The sequence below is a fragment of the Exiguobacterium profundum genome (assembly GCF_001909285.1).
Classification (GTDB): domain Bacteria; phylum Bacillota; class Bacilli; order Exiguobacteriales; family Exiguobacteriaceae; genus Exiguobacterium; species Exiguobacterium profundum.
On record NZ_MRSV01000001.1, the window covers coordinates 125,060 to 141,020 of the forward strand.

Consider the following 15,961-nt stretch of genomic DNA (forward strand, 5'->3'; position numbering starts at 1 on the left):
TATTCATACATGATAGAAGGTTGCCTTTTTTTTTTGGTGTACGAGGGTTTTGGCAAATAAAAAAAGTCCGATGCGCATGCACCGGACCTGTGATTAGATTTGATTTTTATGACGAGCCTCTTGAAGCGCATCCACTAAGTCTTTCACGTCTTCGACGAGGTTTTGAATCGTATCTTGGTTTTCTTCGTAAAGCGATTTCCATTCCATGACACGGTCTTTCAAGTTGCCTTTTGATGACGCTTGTAGACCGACCGCATGTGCCTCAGTCGACGTGTTCGATGATTTCAACTTCGACTTGATGCCTTTCAGTTGTCTCACTTGTTGATCGCGCGTTTCGCTATGGAGAAGTGATGCTGCTGCGCCGATTACCGCACCCGCAGCCATCCCCAACCAGAAATAATTCTTGTTCATAAAAATCCTCCCCTAACATGACGTTATCTTTTATTATAGATTATCTGACTCACTGACGACATAGTGTTTTATGACGGGACCTGCACCGCGCTGTTCGACCGCTCGCTTCAAACGGTCTTCAAGGATTGCGTAGTCCGCCGTATCACGAAAGTGTTTCCCACCAGACGTGAATTGAATGAAGACGACGGCATGATTGTCATCCGGGTCGACACCGAGTCGGTACGCCGAAAACCCATCATGACTGACACCGAGTGGCGCCTTTTCCGTCAACAAGTGGTGAAACAACAGGGAACGGGCATTCTCATCTGCCGGAACGTTCGCGTATAAGATGTTTCCTTTTTTCACGAATTCGCCCGATGCCTCTTCAATCTCAAACACTTTGCCGCTCTTGAACGGAGATTTCTCTCCTTCCGCGAGCAGAATCGTTTCGTGTCCATTCGCCGCGATGACGCCCGGCTCCTTTCGAAGACGCTCCGCCACGCTGCCTGACGCAAAAGTCATATAGAGCTTAGACAAGTTCCTCACACCCTTTCGCGAGTGTGATGTCTTTCTCCGTGATGCCCCCTTCGTCATGGGTCGAGACGGTCAATGTCACGTTCCGATACTCAATCAAGATGTTCGGATGATGATCGAGCGATTCAGCCAAATCCGCTACAAGATGCACGAACTGGATGGCCTCCGGAAACGTTTCTAGCCGATACGTCTTTTGAATCTCCCCGTTCACTTCTTCCCAACCGTTCAACCGTGACAGTTCATCTGTCAATTCACTTTGCGATAATACCATCGTCACAATCCCCTTTCCCTATACAGTCTACTGTCTTAATCTACCAAAAAAGGAGAAAAATAATCTTCCTCGCATGATGTATAATGAATTAGAATGAGGTGGATAGCCATCATTTTCATTACGAGAGAGGAGCATCTCCCATGCGCGCATTGATTGTTATTGATTATACATTTGATTTTATCGCAGACAGTGGTCGTTTGACTTGTGGGAAACCCGGGCAAGAGATTGAAGAACGGATCGTCGAATTGATCGGAACATTCGCAACGGATGACTATGTCGTCATCGCGAACGACGTCCATGATGCAGGTGACACGTTCCACCCTGAAACGACGTTGTTCCCGCCGCACAATATCCGCGGGACAGAGGGCCGTGAGTTGTACGGTTCTGTGAAGGAAGCTGCGAAACAGGCAGACCACTGGATTGATAAGACACGTTATAGTGCCTTTGCCGGAACTGACCTTGACCTGCGTCTTCGGGAACGCGGAATCACAGAAGTTCATCTCGTCGGTGTCTGCACGGATATTTGTGTACTCCATACAGCCGTAGATGCCTACAACCTCGGTTATCAAATCGTCGTCCATGCCGATGCCGTTCAAAGCTTCAACCCGGTCGGCCATGAATGGGCGCTCGAACATTTCGTCACAACACTCGGTGCGACAGTCGTCGGAAAGTGACGTAAAACAGAAAGGAAATCATATGTTACATCGTAATTTAGCCCTTCACACAGATCTTTATCTTCCACGTTGGATGTATATTTACTGGAAGCAAGGTCGCCATAATGAAAAGGTCGTCTTCGACCTTTACTATCGCTCGAATCCATTTAGTGGTGGTTATGTCGTCTTCGCCGGACTCGAGAATATCGTTCACTACTTAGAGAACGTCTCCTTTACGGAGGCGGACATCACCTATTTGAAAGAGCAACTCGGATTCGAAGATGAATTCGAAGACGTCTTACGGAACTTTAAGTTCACTGGTTCACTATATAGTGTTCGCGAAGGAGAAGTCATCTTCCCACATGAACAAGTCGTTCGGATTGAATCGACCATCTTTGAAGCGAAACTGTTCCAAACGGCGCTACTCAATATCGCGAACCATGAATCACTCATCGCCACGAAGTATGCCCGGATTCGTCAGGCTGCTCCGAACGAGACACTCCTTGAAGGAGGAGCTCGTCGCGCGCAAGGTGTCGATGCGGCTTACTACGGAACACGTGCGGCTTACATCGCTGGTTTTGATGTGACAAGTCTCGTGTCAGCCGGTCGTGACTTTGATGTCCCGACAGGAGGAACGATGGAGCATGCTGATATTCAGTTCCATGATGATGAATTGAGCGCATTCCGTTCATTCGCTGAAATGTATCCGGACAACACGAGCCTTCTCATCGACACGTATGACACACTCAAGTCTGGTCTGCCAAATGCGATTACGGTCGCAAAAGAACTCGAGGCGAATGGCCATCGTCTCAAGTCAGTACGACTCGACTCTGGAGACCTCGCCTACTTGTCGAAGCGTGCCCGGAAAGCGTTGAATGAAGCAGGGCTCGACTACGTCAAAATCGTCGTCTCTGGGGATTTGGATGAGTATGTCATCCAGGACTTACGGATGCAAGGCGCAGAGGCCGATACGTTCCTCGTTGGGACACGTGGCATCACGGCTTACGAGCAGCCGGCACTCGGTATGGTCTATAAACTCGTCGCGCGTGAGGATGAATCCGGGGAATTAAAACCGGTCATCAAAGTATCTTCTTCCAAGGTGAAGACGACGACTCCTCACAAGAAAGAGTTGTATCGCATCATCGACAACGAAACGAAAAAGTTCAAAGGCGACTATATCGCCCTCGCCGATGAACCGGTCGAATCTTACACCGAGATCGACTTGATTGACGTCCGTGACCCGGCCTTCAAGATCAAGACACGTAACTTCAACGTGAAACGCTTGTTGCAACCAATCTTCCTTGATGGGAAACGCGTATACGACCTTCCAAGCACAAGTGAGATTCGTGCATATCATCACGAGCAGATGAACGGATTGTGGGAAGAGTACAAGCGTCTCCGTTTACCGGAAGTGTATTCGGTGACGTTCAGCAAGCCACTATGGGATTTAAAACTCGATATGATTCGCAAAACGCGGGTACCAAAATAAAAAAACGGCTGTGGGTGCATACCCACAGCCGTTTTTTTATACCATTGTCATCTCGCCTGCTTGGCTTTGATCTTCTTTTCTCCGAAAGTAAAGCGCCATCGACAAAGAGAGCAATATCAAGACAAAATAGACGGTCCGTTGCCAAAACGTCGCTTCGGTGTCTCCTTGGAACAACGCAATGATATAATCGCTCCCACTGACTAAAAACAATCCGGCAAGCAAGAGAAAGATCCGATAGCCGGCCCGACTCCGCTCCCGTTTCACTTTGAAGAAAAGGACACCATAATAGACGATTGCGAGAATCGTCACATACCCGATTACGCCAACAACCCAACTCATCTTGATGCCTCCCTCACTCTCTATTTTTTTTTTTCTTCCCCGTTATCTTAACACATTCTATTCCTCAGACTGTGTTAAGATGGTCTAAAGAAAACGCGGAAAGGAACGATCCCATGAAAACGTTTCGCCTCGTCCAAGTCCGACTCGTCCAAGACGAATACGGCAATGAACTGAATTTACCGATCGATTTACTCGATGGTTTAATCATCTCGAAGGAGCACGATTCAGAATGGCTCCTCGAAATGCTCGTGCCGACCGAGTCGGCTGTCACGCTCCATCATTACTTAAACAAACGCATCCTCATCCTCGCTGAAGCCGTCATCACGTCGCCAACGAACGCCCCGGCTGCACTCGCTTTGACGTTCACGAGCGAGCGGGCCTTGAACGACCATCATACGTTCGTCGCTGAAGGACTCATGTTGATGCCGAAACAAGACGCGACGAAGCAAGTACTCGATTCGTTGATTCAAGATGGCGTCGCCACTTCGAATTTAAAGCCCGCCTTCTTCGAGAAAAAAGTCGAAATGCAACAATCGTTCAGTCGCTCCGCTTTCAATCAATTGGTCAAAACCGGGTCATTCGAATAATCGGATGACCTGTTTTTCTTTCCCCAAAACCATTCACCTTTCAAACTAAAAAGACGGAGAAACATCTCCGCCTCACACGTAGATAAAGAATAGGATGATCATCATCGTCATCCCGATCACTTTTAAGAGCGTGCTGCCGAGAAAGGCGAGAACGGTGCCGACGCCGATGCTCCACGCTTCACGTGTCGTCTTCCCGAGTGTCAACTCCGCCAAGAAAGCGAAGATGAACGGGAAAATCAAAACCCCGACGAGCGGGAAAATAAACGGTCCCGCAATCAAGCCGATTGTCGCACCCCATTTCGCTCGCTCCGAACCGCCCCGTTTATCCACCGTAGCCCGGGTGACGACATAGTCGACGCCGAATAAGAAGACGAGGAAGACCGATTGCCATACCCAGAATGTCCAGGTCAATAGAACAAACGAAAAACCGAATCCATAAATCATGTATCCGATGAACAAGAACAAGACACTCGGGATGACTGGATAGATGAGTCCTGCAAAAGCGACCACAAATGATGCGATAATGAATACCCATAGTAAGGTCGTCATGACATTCTCCTCATTTCATAATGGTCGGATCGGTGATATGGTCAGCCACGTTGACCGCCTTCACTTCAAACTGACCTTTTTGATGGATGATATAGTTCGAGCAGGCGTTTCGCATGGCGTGACGGAACGTATATGTCCCATCGATGGCAGAAAGCGCCGCTTTGATTGCATGGGAATGGCAGACGACAACGATGCGCTTCCCTGGATACGTATCCACCAAATGGTTCATTCCTTCTAAGACCCGGCTACGCATCTCATCTTCTGTTTCGAGACCAGGAATCCGCTCCTGGTCATCTGCTTGGACCGCCTCGTAAATTCCTTTCACGGGTTGCCCGGATGCCGTTCCGAATTCACGTTCAATGAAACGCTCATCTAGCAGAATCGCTTTATGTTCGATGCCACACGCTGTTGCGATTGCTTGTGCGGTGTGAACCGCACGTGACAAGGGACTCGATACGATGACGTCCCACTCCTCTTGACTCAAAAAAGCTGCACTCTCCTCTGCCTGTTGACGTCCGAGTGCATTCAACGGGTTATCTTCACGCCCTTGAATAATTTCTAAACGATTCCAATCGGTCTGACCGTGTCTGACTAAACATAACTCTGTCACTACTTCCACTCCTTACTCTTTCAATCATCCCCCATCGTACCATCTTCCCTAAAAATCGCAACGTCATCCGAGACATTCTTCAATAAAACGATTGATTCGGGCCATGAGTTGCTCTTCTTTGATTGGATTATCCGATTGGAGGAAGCTCGCAAGCGAGTGGGTTCCATTTGGAAATGAAATGAGTTGAACGTTCGCACCGACATCACTCGCATGTTCGACGAAGTGAAGCGCTTGGCCGAACGGGACAATCGGATCTTTCTTCCCGTGTAGCAGTAAAATCGGCGGGGCATCGGCGTATAGATGGGAGACCGGGGAGCATTTTACCATCAACTCACGCCATTCCTCGCGGCTTCCTTCATAGAACTTTAAATGGGCGAGCCACGTCTGGATGAATTTGAACAATAAAAAGTTCGTCGGTGGATACAAGGCGATGACCCCTTTGATCGTCGGGAGGTCGTCTCCCAAATCACCTGCAAATTGTCGATGACGGTCGAGCGCAGTCGCAAGCATGAGCGCAGCGCCTGCTGAATCCCCCCAAACGAGCAGTTGACTCGTGTCTAGCGTCAATAACGATTCATGTTGTTTCAAATAGCACAGTGCATCTGAGACATCAAAAATATTATCGGGGAAGTACACCCCGTCTTCAAATAAGCGATAATCGATGCTGACGACCGCGATCCCTTTCCCCAAAAAGTGGTCAAGCAATGGATGAAACAGTGTCACCATACTCCGATTCCCTCTGACGAACGCTCCCCCATGTGCATATACCGCTACGGGGAACGGCCCTTCTCCAGGAGGGAGATACAAATCAAATTGGAGCGGACGATCGTGAACAATTTTATACGTGTACGTGTGGCGCCGGCGTGTTGTCGGTTGAATCGGCAACTCGGGTTCTTGCCATCTGACAAGGGACCCATATTGACTCCACACGCTAGCCCCGGCTGCCGTCGCCGCAGCAATCGCCGCACCCCCGACAAACCAGGCAGTCTCCTTTCTCATACAATCCACTCCTCGTTCCTTTTTTTATTTTTATTCCCGCTTTTTTCAAAAATCTATCCATCAGAAGTCGGACTTGACGTGCTCCGAAGCTCACACTATAATATTACTCGCAGTCATAAAACGTAACAGTTACGATTTAATATTCAGATAACTTGAAAGGTGGAAGATGGAAGATGAAGAAAACTTGGTTAGGCGCAGTCGCAGCCGGTACGCTTTTACTTGGTGCGTGTGGAAATACCGAAGGAGATAACGCATCTGAATCGACAGATGGTCAACTGACCGTCTTCGCTTCAACGTTTGCATTAAAATCATTAGCCGAAGAAATCGGTGGGGACCGCGTCAACGTGGAGATGGTCATTCCACCTGGGGCTGATCCGCATACGTATGAGCCAACTTCAAAGCAAATGACACAAATCGCAGAAGCCGACCTCTTTTTGACGATTGGTCATGACCTTGAACCTTACGTCGAGTCTATGGAGAAGAGTTTAGATGGTCAGAACGTCGCCTTCGTCAAAACAGCCGAGAACGTGAAGTTACTCGATGCGGCGGATACCGTCCATGTCCATGATGAGGAAAGACATACTGAAGACGACCACGCTCATGAAGAAGAAGGACATTCTGAAGATGAACATGCTCACGAAGAAGACGCACATTCTGAAGACGAACATGCTCACGAAGAAGGAGACGGTCATAGTCACGGTCAATACGATCCCCACGTCTGGCTCGACCCGATGAATGCTGTATCAATGGCAGAAGCGGTCGAAGCCGCATTCAGTGAGGAAGCACCCGACTATAAAGACGAGTTCGCAGAACGGTTAAGCACTTTCAAAGACGAAGCAAACGATCTCGACGCGGAATTGAAGGCAGCCGTCGAGAACGGTTCAAAATCCGAGTTACTCGTGACGCATGCCGCATATGGTTATTTGGCTGAACGTTACGGATTTGACCAATTACCAATCGCGGGACTTACACCGTCTGAAGAGCCGTCACAACAAGCTCTCAAGCGGATCATCGAGGAAGCCCGTCTCCACGACTTGAACTATATCGCATTCGAAGACACGGTCACACCAAAAGTGGCCGAAGTCGTGAAACAAGAGATCGGTGCAGAGAGCGTGACAATCTACAACTTGGAATCGGTCACGAAAGAGCAGATGGATAAAAGCTACTTCGACTTGATGCGTGAAAACGTCAAAGCACTTGAGACAGCGTTGAAATAATCAAAATCCCGAAACGAGTCACCTCGCTTCGGGATTTTTTTCATGCTTCTATTTGATGATCTAACGTCTTCAGCGTGACGAGAAGCAGGAGGAGTAGCGATACGATGACGCTCATCATCCAGAAATCCCCGTCCATGAAGAATACAGTCGTCCACTCCCCTGTACTCAATCCCAACCACGCTTGACTGACACCAACGCCTATCAGTGCGATTGCAACAAAACGATTCCATGTCATTTTTGGAACGAACCGCTTGCTGACCAAATAACTATTCAATACTAAAAGACCAACATACGCGATGAGAAGGACGTTCCAAGCCGTGTCAAATGAGACAGATACCACCCCGACCGTGACAGCATACCCCCATGTCACCAAGAATACAGCGAATGAGATAAGTGTGATGCGATAAAGCGACTTGAACCCCGTTTGATACGCAAGAAACGGATTGATGAGTAGCCCGAGCCAGATGAGTGTACCGAACACATCCATGAGCAAATCCCCTTTATACCATTTATTAACAGTATACCATGGGAATTCACTTTCATTCATAATAAATCAAGACGAGTTCTTCCTGGGACGAAGCAATCTCACAAAACTGTTGCAACCGGGTCCAATCTTCCCAAATCATCTCGAATTCATCTTTTGCAACGAATGCCATGTCTTTCACATCATCTCGCCCGAACGCATGCAACGTATCTTTGACGATATGAAGTAACTGCGGGGTCAAGATACCGACCACGACCGCCTGCGCCTCATTGACAATCAACTCTTCGCCGACGAGCGCCATTTCCATGTTATACGTGTCGGCCCCGTCGATATATACCTCGATTTGACTAAGTACGCGTTGAAACGGTTCCACATTCGGAAGCGTCAGCGTATCGTCCCGATCCCGATATTGCTCATGCATATGAATCAACCAGTCTAAAATCATCTCCGGATCCTGATTAAATGACACCCAAACTTCTGGGGAAACACGTACATAATGCGTCGTCTCCATACATGAACGCCCCCTTTTTATGACATTACCCGTCTTAAATAAATAAAAAAACCGCCTACTTGAATTCGTAGACGGTTCCTTATATCAAGAACGACTTGTTCCTGTTTGTTGTTCCTCTGTTTCGCTTTCCCAAGCTTCGATGTATTCACGACCAGGAAGATTTTCAACCGAGTCGACATAGAAAACTGGGTCTTCTCCTTCGCGTCGCTGTGCCAAGTAGTCATCGAGAACGGCGCGAGCCACTTTCGCCAAGCGGAAGATGGCATATAAGTTCACGAGTGCCATGAGACCCATGAACACGTCAGCAATCGACCAAACAAGGCCGGCAGAGCGGACCGCACCAAACAAGACCATGCCGACAACACCGATGCGATAGAGCGTGACATAGATTTTCTTATCCGAGATGAACTGGATGTTCGTCTCACCGTAGTAATAGTTTCCAAGAATCGAACTGAACGCAAATAGGAAAATCGCAATCGTCAAGAACGATGTAGCGACCGAACCGATTTCTGCTGTCAACGCGGCTTGCGTCAATTCGACACCCGCAAACGACTCTGAACCGGCTACGCCTGAAATCAAGATAATCATCGCTGTCGATGTACAAACGAGCAATGTATCGACAAATACGCTAAACGATTGAATCAATCCTTGTTTGACAGGGTGCGATACTTCCGCTGTCGCAGCGGCGTTCGGTGCAGAACCCATACCCGCTTCGTTCGAGAAGAGACCTCGACGAATCCCTTGAAGTACCATGGCGCCAATCGCCCCTCCGAAGAGTTGCTCAATTCCGAGGACTCCTTCTGAGAAGATGAGGCTGAAGACGTCTGGTAGAAGGGAAACGTTCGTCACCATAATCCAAATCGCGAGTAAGATGTAGCCACCTGCCATGACCGGTACGATGATACTCGACAAGAGTGCGATCGATTGGATCCCACCGAAGACGACAATGGCCGTCACAATCGCAAGGACAATCCCGACGACTGTTGTGCTGATCCCGAACTGGTTACTCACAGAGAGTGAAATCGTGTTCGACTGTACCGAGTTAAACGCAAATCCGAATGAGAACGTGATCAAAATCGCGAACAAGACACCTAGCCAACGTTGGCCGAGCGCACGCTCCATATAGTAGGCAGGTCCCCCACGCCATGTGCGTCCATCACGAATCTTGTACACTTGTGCCAACGTACTTTCGACGAATGCAGATGCTGCCCCAATCAACGCAATGAGCCACATCCAGAAAACTGCTCCTGGGCCACCTAGCGCAATCGCTGTCGCCACACCGGCAATGTTTCCTGTCCCTACACGAGCTGCCGTTCCGATTGCGAAAGCTTGGAACGAAGACACTTGGCCTTTTTCACGTGCTGTGCCCTCTTTGAACAAGAGGCGGAACATTTCAGGAATCATGCGGAACTGAACGAAGCCCATACGAACTGTAAAATAAAGACCTAAAGCAACAAGTACAACGATGAGCACTTGCGACCACAACAAATCGTTCGCTTGCGAAACGAGTTTCTCTACAAATTTCTCCATACTAATCCTCCATCATTCTAAAAATCTCAACAGAAAAAGTCATGTCAACTTTCTTAACATGACTTGAATTATAGGTAAATTATACGAAAATTGCAATATTAATTCGTTTTTTCAACATCATCTCGGTTCTAACTAAAAGCAAAAAAACGAGCCGGAGAGCGCATCGCAATCCGACTCGTTCTATATTTCATTTAGATAAAGAGGTTTAAATTTCCGCCTTCTGCTGCGCCGAGATAAGCCGCCACGCCACCAAGGTCGACCCCGTCAATCAACTCTTCTTCTTTGATGCCCATGACATCCATTGACATCGTGCAAGCTACCATTTTCACGCCTGCTTCTTGCGCTGACTTAATCATTTCTTCGACAGAAGGAACGTTCTTATCGCTCATGACTTTCTTCATCATTTTTTTACCAACACCACCGAAGTTCATGTTCGAAAGTGGCAATTCGCCTGCATGTCCTGGCATCATCATGCCGAACATTTTCTCAAAACCTTGCTTTTTTACTTCCGGTGCGTCCGGTTTGCGGATGACATTGAGTCCCCAGAATGTGAAGAACATCGTCACTTCTTTCCCCATCGCGGCAGCACCTTGCGCAATGATGAGGGATGCGAGTGCGCGGTCGAGATCTCCGCTGAAGACGACCATTGATGCACCGTCTCCTGCTGGTGCGCCCGCTTGTGGTGCAGCCGGACCTTGTCCTTTTTGAAGAATGGCTTCAACGCGTCCGTTAACGAATTGTTTCGAGACGAGTTTGTTGCCTGTCTTCTTCGCCCATGCTTCGATATCTGCGAAGAATCCTGGGTCACTTGCGAGAACGCGGAGCGTTTCGCCTTCCCCGAGTTCTGCGACTTTCTTATTTACTTCTAAAATAGGTCCCGGACATTGTAGACCACATGTGTCTAACATGACCGCTTCCCCGATTGGTGCATTTGTCATTTGTGTTGGCTCCTCTTCTACAACGGTAGCCGCTGTTTCATTTGATGTGTTCGCTTCTTCAAGCGCCTCGAAATCACGATTGATTTGCGACCACGTCTTGTAGCCACCGCTCAAGTTTTTCACTTTGAAGCCGTTTTGACGTAAGATGCGTGATGCGAGATAGCCACGAAGACCGACTTGGCACGTCACGTAAATCGTTTCATTCCGGTCGTAGTTGTCCAAGTTTTCTCGTAATGAGTTGAGTGGCACATTGATCGATCCTGGAATCTTTCCGAGTTCATGCTCCGATTCATCGCGAACGTCTAGTAACGTCGCTCCGTTTTCCACGAGCTCATCGATTTCATCCCAATGTACGACTTCATTGTCACCGAGGACGACGTTCGACGCGACATACCCGATCATATTGACCGGATCTTTCGCAGAACTGAACGGTGGTGCATAACTGAGCTCAAGGTCAGGTAGATCGAGGACCGTCAAACCACCCTTCATAGCTGTCGCAATGACGTCGATGCGTTTATCGACTCCATTGATTCCGACACCTTGCGCACCATAGATTTCCCCCGTTGTCGGGTGGAACAAGAGTTTAAGCGACACAGGTGTCGATCCTGGATAATAACCAGCATGCGAACCTGGATGCACGTGAACAGCCTCATACGTCTTGCCAGCCGCCTTCAACCGTTTTTCATTCCATCCTGTCGATGCAACCGTCATATCAAATACTTTGGCGATTCCCGTTCCCATCGTTCCATTGTATTTCACGTCGCGGCCGTTAATGATATCGGCAACGAGACGGCCTTGACGGTTCGCTGGCCATGCGAGTGGCACGACAGTTGGTTCTTTGAAGACGTAGTCGAGTACTTCGACCGCATCCCCGATCGCGTAAATATTCGGGTCTGATGTGAGCATCTTTTCGTTAACACGAATGGCACCGCGCGTACCTGTTTCAAGGCCTGCTTCACGCGCAATCGTCGATTCCGGTGTAACACCGATCGACATGATGACCATATCTGTATCGATGACACGACCGCTTGTCAAATGAACTTTCTTTCCTTGCTCTGAGAACGAAGAAACGCCATCAGACAATTGAAGCTCGACGCCATGCAAGCGCATGTGTTCATGAATTGGCGCCACCATCTCACGGTCAAGTGGCGTCATGACTTGGTCCGCCATCTCAACGAGCGTCACCTCAACACCACGCTCACGTAAGTTTTCTGCCATCTCAATCCCGATAAAGCCTCCACCAATCACGGTCGCATGCTTCGGCGCCTTGTCATCGACGTAGCCACGGATTTTATCTGTGTCCGGAATGTTGCGAAGCGTGAAAATATCTTCTGCCTCGTCGATTCCAGGGATGTTTGGACGAATCGGTTTCGCTCCCGGAGAAAGAATGAGAACGTCGTATGACTCGTCATACGTTTCGCCTGTTTGAACGTGTTTCACCGTCACTGTTTTTTCGTCACGGTTAATTTTAATGACTTCCGTCAAATTGCGGATATCGAGTTGGAAACGCTTGTTCATCCCTTCAACGGTTTGAACAAGAAGTTTTTGACGGTCTTGGATGACATCCCCGATATAGTATGGAAGACCACAGTTCGCGAATGAGATATACTCCCCACGGTCGAACATGACGATTTGATTCTCTTCATTCAAACGACGGAGTCGTGCAGCTGCAGACGCACCACCTGCTACCCCACCGACGATTACGATTTTTTTACTCATTGTCCATTTCCTCCTCTGACGACTTCTCCTGGCCAACTCATCAAGCCATCTTCTATATTGACCACTTTATAGCCTTTCGCCTCCATTTGCCAAGTCGCTTGCGTGCTACGCGCACCTGAGCGGCAAAGAACGACATATTCTTCAGCTGGATCGAGCGTGTCGATCCACTCTGTCATTTCGGATAACGGATAGTTTTTCGCGCCCTCAATATGTGCTTCTTGAAACTCGTCACGTTCTCGGACGTCGACGATATTTACAGGCACTTCAAAGTCCATTTGACGTTTTAAAGCGGATGCTTTCATCGTTGATCTACCTTTCTGTTTTCAATTCGATTTATACCATTCGGCTTGGTTGCTGGCGTTCGACAAGTTTGTGATTTGTTGAACATTTCGCTTCCACGTCATTAATATACCCCCTTAGGTATTTAATTGCAAGAAATAAGTTTGACGAAATGTCGAATTTTTCAACATCATCCATTTGGATAGTTGATGCTCGACACATACTCCCCCATGTATTAAGATGAGCCTACACAATAAATAGTTGGGTAACTGAACAATTTTTCCTATAGAGGTGAATGATATGGAACCGTATGTATACGATGCAAAAGTATTGAATCGCATGAAACGAGTGGAAGGACAAATTCGTGCCATCATCCGGATGATGGAGGAAGGAAAAGAATGTCGCGATGTCGTGACGCAATTAAGTGCCGCACGTTCCGCACTCGATCGCGCTTCGACTATCATTGTGGCTAAAAACTTGGAACAATGTATCATCACCGCTCAAGCAGATGGCGAAGATACGTCCGAAACGGTGGAAGAAGCCATTAAAATGTTGATGAAACGCTAGTTCCCCTTGCTTTCCCTGTCCAAATGGGAGAAAGTTAGAGTAACGACTTACTAAGGGGGATTTCCTTGTGAAAATCGAAGAAAAAGTAGAATCATTTAGAGCGCTCGCCGCTGAACGCAACATGACGTTCAAAGAGAGCGACACTGAAACGCACGTCACGTTCTTGACGCGTGAAACAACAAAATCCGGGGCTCAGCCCGTTATGATTAACGCTTTTAACAAAAAGACGACAGATGCTGAGTTGTATGCTGCTACCGTCACGCACGTCCCAGATTACGTAGAAGATTTACCGATTCTTAATGCCTTGAACGAGTTCAACCAGGAGTTCAAATACTTCCGTTGTGTACTCGACAGCGATCGCGATGTCACACTCGCCTCGACACTCGACCTCGACCTCGGTTTCTCACCAGAGATCATCTTGCAACACTCATTCATGATGTTCCAAGCGGCCGATGAAGTGAAAGAGTACATGCAAAAACTCTACACACAAGTACAATAATCAAAAGCCGTCCGGAAATGTTTCCGAGACGGCTTTTTTTGAAACATCTGATCGCCCCCGCTCGTATGATTGGACAAGGAGGCGATTCGACATGACACGATATGAACGATATGTAGAAGCACTAGAGGCCATCAAGACGGCAACAAAGTGGGAACTGACAGATGATTTCCGACGCTTGATGGCCGTTCATTACGCGATTCACGACACCCCGTTCGAGGCATCTCGATTTTCGAACGCACGCGATATAAAAAAACAAAAAACGAAGATGTTCTCGAAGTTTCGAGGCAGTCAAAACCTCGTCTGGCTCTCGTTTCTCGACGCCAAGTATGAGGACATCGGAACCGCAATCGACGAGGCGCTCCGTCTCGATACGTTACTCGACCGGAAACACTTCCGCTTCAGTTCACTACGTCCCTTTTTAGCGAATCAACTGATCAATGTCGAGGAACCCGACCGTCGGCTCGATGAGGCGACCGAACTATATCAAACGTTCAAACGACATCACCCTTGGTTGACAAGCGAGGAAGACTTATTATCGGCGCTCGTGCTCGTGCAAGCGTTTGACGATATCATTGATTTGAACGAACGCATCGAGCAACATTATGCATTATTGAAGGGACGGCTCCCGAAGTCAAACGAACTGCAACTCGTCTCGCACCTTTTGACGTTCAGCGAGTCCTCACCCGAAGAAGCAGTCTCTCGATTGCTCACATGGAAGTCTCAATTAGATGAAGTGCACATCTCGATTCGTCGCGAACACTTACCCGCACTCGCACTACTTAGCATTGTCACGGAACCGAATACGAGCGCGATTCATACTATTCAGGAAATCGTAGGGGCCGAAAAAGACAAGCAGCGCTGGTTCAACACACATAGCGTGCTCATCGCACTTCAACTTGTAGCGGCCGAACGCATAACAAACGAGGCGAGCGACTTATTGCTCCACGGTACGTTTGCCCACTTATTGGCGATGCAACAAGCGGCGACCGCTGCCACGACTGCCGCCGTTATCGCTAGTACCTCATCAACCACAAATTAAATTAAGAGATTCATCGTGAGACACACCAGTACAAATACAGAGTTTGCGATTTCGACAATCCCAATCTTCATGATTGGGATTTTTTTGCCGTAGAACCAAATAGCACGAATCAAACTCGGAGCATATGCTAAAGCGAGCAGCGGATAACCGAGCGCAATGAACACGACGATTAACAGCATATGATACCCCCACGAAAGGTTACGATACGCGATGCTCTTCTTTTCCCGAATCAACGTCTTGACGAAAAAGATACTTCCGAGGAAATAGAGGTATGGCAAAACGAATACCCATGCAATTGTTTCATCCACGACGTGTGCTCCGTGGTAATAACTCGCCATTCCTCCAATACAGAATGAAGTGACGGCACTGACGTCATTCCATACGTTTCGCTCATCTTTGATTTTGGCAAAATAGGCGTTTGCGAGACCGAATGGAATCATTGCAAAAGCGAACCAGATGAGACTCCATTGCATCCATAAGACTGGGATGATGGATAGTGTAGCAATCATCAGATAGATGATCACGGTGCGTAAAAGCTCACGCGATTTCTTTCGTTGCTTGATGTATTGGAATAAGAAGAATGTCCCCATATAGACAAACAACCATGCAATAGCAAAAGGCACATGTGTCCACACCCATCCCCCGACTGTCCCTCCAAGAACGAACGGTAAAATGAGCATCGACCATGCCCCATGCTGTGTTGGAATCATCCATTTCATCAACCATCACTCCTTCCTCCACTAGTGTAATGGATGGT

General features: G+C 48.1%; 20 protein-coding genes. 7 read left to right on the plus strand and 13 right to left on the minus strand.

The features are described from left to right. Positions 1–93: 93 nt before the first annotated feature. From BBB58_RS00750 to BBB58_RS00760, 3 genes are read right to left on the minus strand one after another with little or no spacing between them, the layout of a single operon-like run. Positions 94–411, minus strand: coding sequence for a hypothetical protein (locus BBB58_RS00750; RefSeq protein WP_015880545.1), 318 nt, complete (start codon positions 409–411; stop codon positions 94–96). A 33-nt stretch (positions 412–444) separates the two neighbouring features. Then, positions 445–927, minus strand: coding sequence for a hypothetical protein (locus tag BBB58_RS00755; protein WP_230235411.1), 483 nt, complete (start codon positions 925–927; stop codon positions 445–447). Next, positions 920–1,195, minus strand: coding sequence for a 4a-hydroxytetrahydrobiopterin dehydratase (locus BBB58_RS00760; protein WP_015880543.1), 276 nt, complete (start codon positions 1,193–1,195; stop codon positions 920–922). Before BBB58_RS00760 ends, BBB58_RS00755 begins: the two co-directional genes overlap by 8 nt. Positions 1,196–1,335: 140 nt before the next feature. On the opposite strand from BBB58_RS00760, the gene BBB58_RS00765 reads away from it, so the two are divergent. Together BBB58_RS00765 and BBB58_RS00770 are read left to right on the plus strand one after the other, a co-directional pair. Beyond that, complete coding sequence (locus BBB58_RS00765; protein WP_074034877.1) at positions 1,336–1,869, plus strand: cysteine hydrolase family protein; 534 nt, start codon at positions 1,336–1,338, stop codon at positions 1,867–1,869. 22 nt (positions 1,870–1,891) lie between these two features. Then, a complete protein-coding gene (locus BBB58_RS00770) occupies positions 1,892–3,337 on the plus strand; it encodes a nicotinate phosphoribosyltransferase (protein ID WP_074034879.1) in 1,446 nt (481 codons plus the stop codon). 36 nt (positions 3,338–3,373) lie between these two features. Here BBB58_RS00770 and BBB58_RS00775 read toward each other — a convergent pair whose 3' ends face one another. Next, complete coding sequence (locus BBB58_RS00775; RefSeq protein WP_031424443.1) at positions 3,374–3,676, minus strand: 7TM diverse intracellular signaling domain-containing protein; 303 nt, start codon at positions 3,674–3,676, stop codon at positions 3,374–3,376. Positions 3,677–3,789: 113 nt separating this feature from the next. Between BBB58_RS00775 and BBB58_RS00780 the strand changes: the two genes are divergently transcribed. Continuing rightward, the gene (locus tag BBB58_RS00780; protein ID WP_031424441.1) at positions 3,790–4,263 is read left to right on the plus strand and encodes a YwpF-like family protein; all 474 of its coding nucleotides are present in this window, start codon (positions 3,790–3,792) and stop codon (positions 4,261–4,263) included. 72 nt (positions 4,264–4,335) lie between these two features. Here the strand turns inward: BBB58_RS00780 and BBB58_RS00785 are convergent, their stop codons facing one another. The 3 genes from BBB58_RS00785 to BBB58_RS00795 all read right to left on the minus strand — a co-directional run bounded on the left by BBB58_RS00785 (position 4,336) and on the right by BBB58_RS00795 (position 6,421). Continuing rightward, complete coding sequence (locus tag BBB58_RS00785; protein WP_074034881.1) at positions 4,336–4,812, minus strand: DUF456 domain-containing protein; 477 nt, start codon at positions 4,810–4,812, stop codon at positions 4,336–4,338. A 10-nt stretch (positions 4,813–4,822) separates the two neighbouring features. Further along, the gene (locus tag BBB58_RS00790) at positions 4,823–5,422 is read right to left on the minus strand and encodes a histidine phosphatase family protein (RefSeq protein ID WP_074034884.1); all 600 of its coding nucleotides are present in this window, start codon (positions 5,420–5,422) and stop codon (positions 4,823–4,825) included. Positions 5,423–5,485: 63 nt separating this feature from the next. Then, a complete protein-coding gene (locus BBB58_RS00795; protein ID WP_074034886.1) occupies positions 5,486–6,421 on the minus strand; it encodes an alpha/beta hydrolase in 936 nt (311 codons plus the stop codon). A 173-nt stretch (positions 6,422–6,594) separates the two neighbouring features. On the opposite strand from BBB58_RS00795, the gene BBB58_RS00800 reads away from it, so the two are divergent. Continuing rightward, the gene (locus BBB58_RS00800) at positions 6,595–7,638 is read left to right on the plus strand and encodes a metal ABC transporter solute-binding protein, Zn/Mn family (protein WP_074034888.1); all 1,044 of its coding nucleotides are present in this window, start codon (positions 6,595–6,597) and stop codon (positions 7,636–7,638) included. A 40-nt stretch (positions 7,639–7,678) separates the two neighbouring features. Here BBB58_RS00800 and BBB58_RS00805 read toward each other — a convergent pair whose 3' ends face one another. The 5 genes from BBB58_RS00805 to BBB58_RS00825 form a co-directional block, all read right to left on the minus strand. Next, a complete protein-coding gene (locus BBB58_RS00805) occupies positions 7,679–8,125 on the minus strand; it encodes a hypothetical protein (RefSeq protein WP_074034890.1) in 447 nt (148 codons plus the stop codon). 52 nt (positions 8,126–8,177) lie between these two features. Further along, positions 8,178–8,633, minus strand: coding sequence for a hypothetical protein (locus tag BBB58_RS00810; RefSeq protein ID WP_031424431.1), 456 nt, complete (start codon positions 8,631–8,633; stop codon positions 8,178–8,180). 84 nt (positions 8,634–8,717) lie between these two features. Beyond that, positions 8,718–10,163 (minus strand): alanine/glycine:cation symporter family protein, encoded by a 1,446-nt coding sequence (locus BBB58_RS00815; RefSeq protein ID WP_074034892.1) that lies wholly within the window; start codon positions 10,161–10,163, stop codon positions 8,718–8,720. A 191-nt stretch (positions 10,164–10,354) separates the two neighbouring features. Beyond that, positions 10,355–12,820, minus strand: a complete 2,466-nt coding sequence (locus tag BBB58_RS00820; protein ID WP_074034894.1) for a CoA-disulfide reductase — start codon at positions 12,818–12,820, stop codon at positions 10,355–10,357. Further along, the gene (locus BBB58_RS00825; protein WP_015880530.1) at positions 12,817–13,122 is read right to left on the minus strand and encodes a rhodanese-like domain-containing protein; all 306 of its coding nucleotides are present in this window, start codon (positions 13,120–13,122) and stop codon (positions 12,817–12,819) included. The genes BBB58_RS00820 and BBB58_RS00825 overlap by 4 nt, the downstream gene beginning before the upstream one ends. A 277-nt stretch (positions 13,123–13,399) precedes the next feature. On the opposite strand from BBB58_RS00825, the gene BBB58_RS00830 reads away from it, so the two are divergent. From BBB58_RS00830 to BBB58_RS00840, 3 genes are all read left to right on the plus strand, one after another. Beyond that, complete coding sequence (locus tag BBB58_RS00830; protein WP_015880529.1) at positions 13,400–13,666, plus strand: metal-sensitive transcriptional regulator; 267 nt, start codon at positions 13,400–13,402, stop codon at positions 13,664–13,666. Between the two features lie 67 nt (positions 13,667–13,733). Then, entirely contained in the window at positions 13,734–14,165 is a 432-nt protein-coding gene (locus BBB58_RS00835) for a type III secretion system chaperone family protein (RefSeq protein WP_143180198.1), read from the plus strand. 91 nt (positions 14,166–14,256) lie between these two features. Then, positions 14,257–15,204: a DUF4003 domain-containing protein gene (locus BBB58_RS00840; protein WP_074034896.1), complete on the plus strand. Its 948-nt coding sequence runs from the start codon at positions 14,257–14,259 to the stop codon at positions 15,202–15,204. Here BBB58_RS00840 and BBB58_RS00845 read toward each other — a convergent pair. Next, positions 15,201–15,923, minus strand: a complete 723-nt coding sequence (locus BBB58_RS00845; RefSeq protein ID WP_074034897.1) for a YwiC-like family protein — start codon at positions 15,921–15,923, stop codon at positions 15,201–15,203. The genes BBB58_RS00840 and BBB58_RS00845 overlap by 4 nt on opposite strands. Positions 15,924–15,961: the final 38 nt, after the last annotated feature.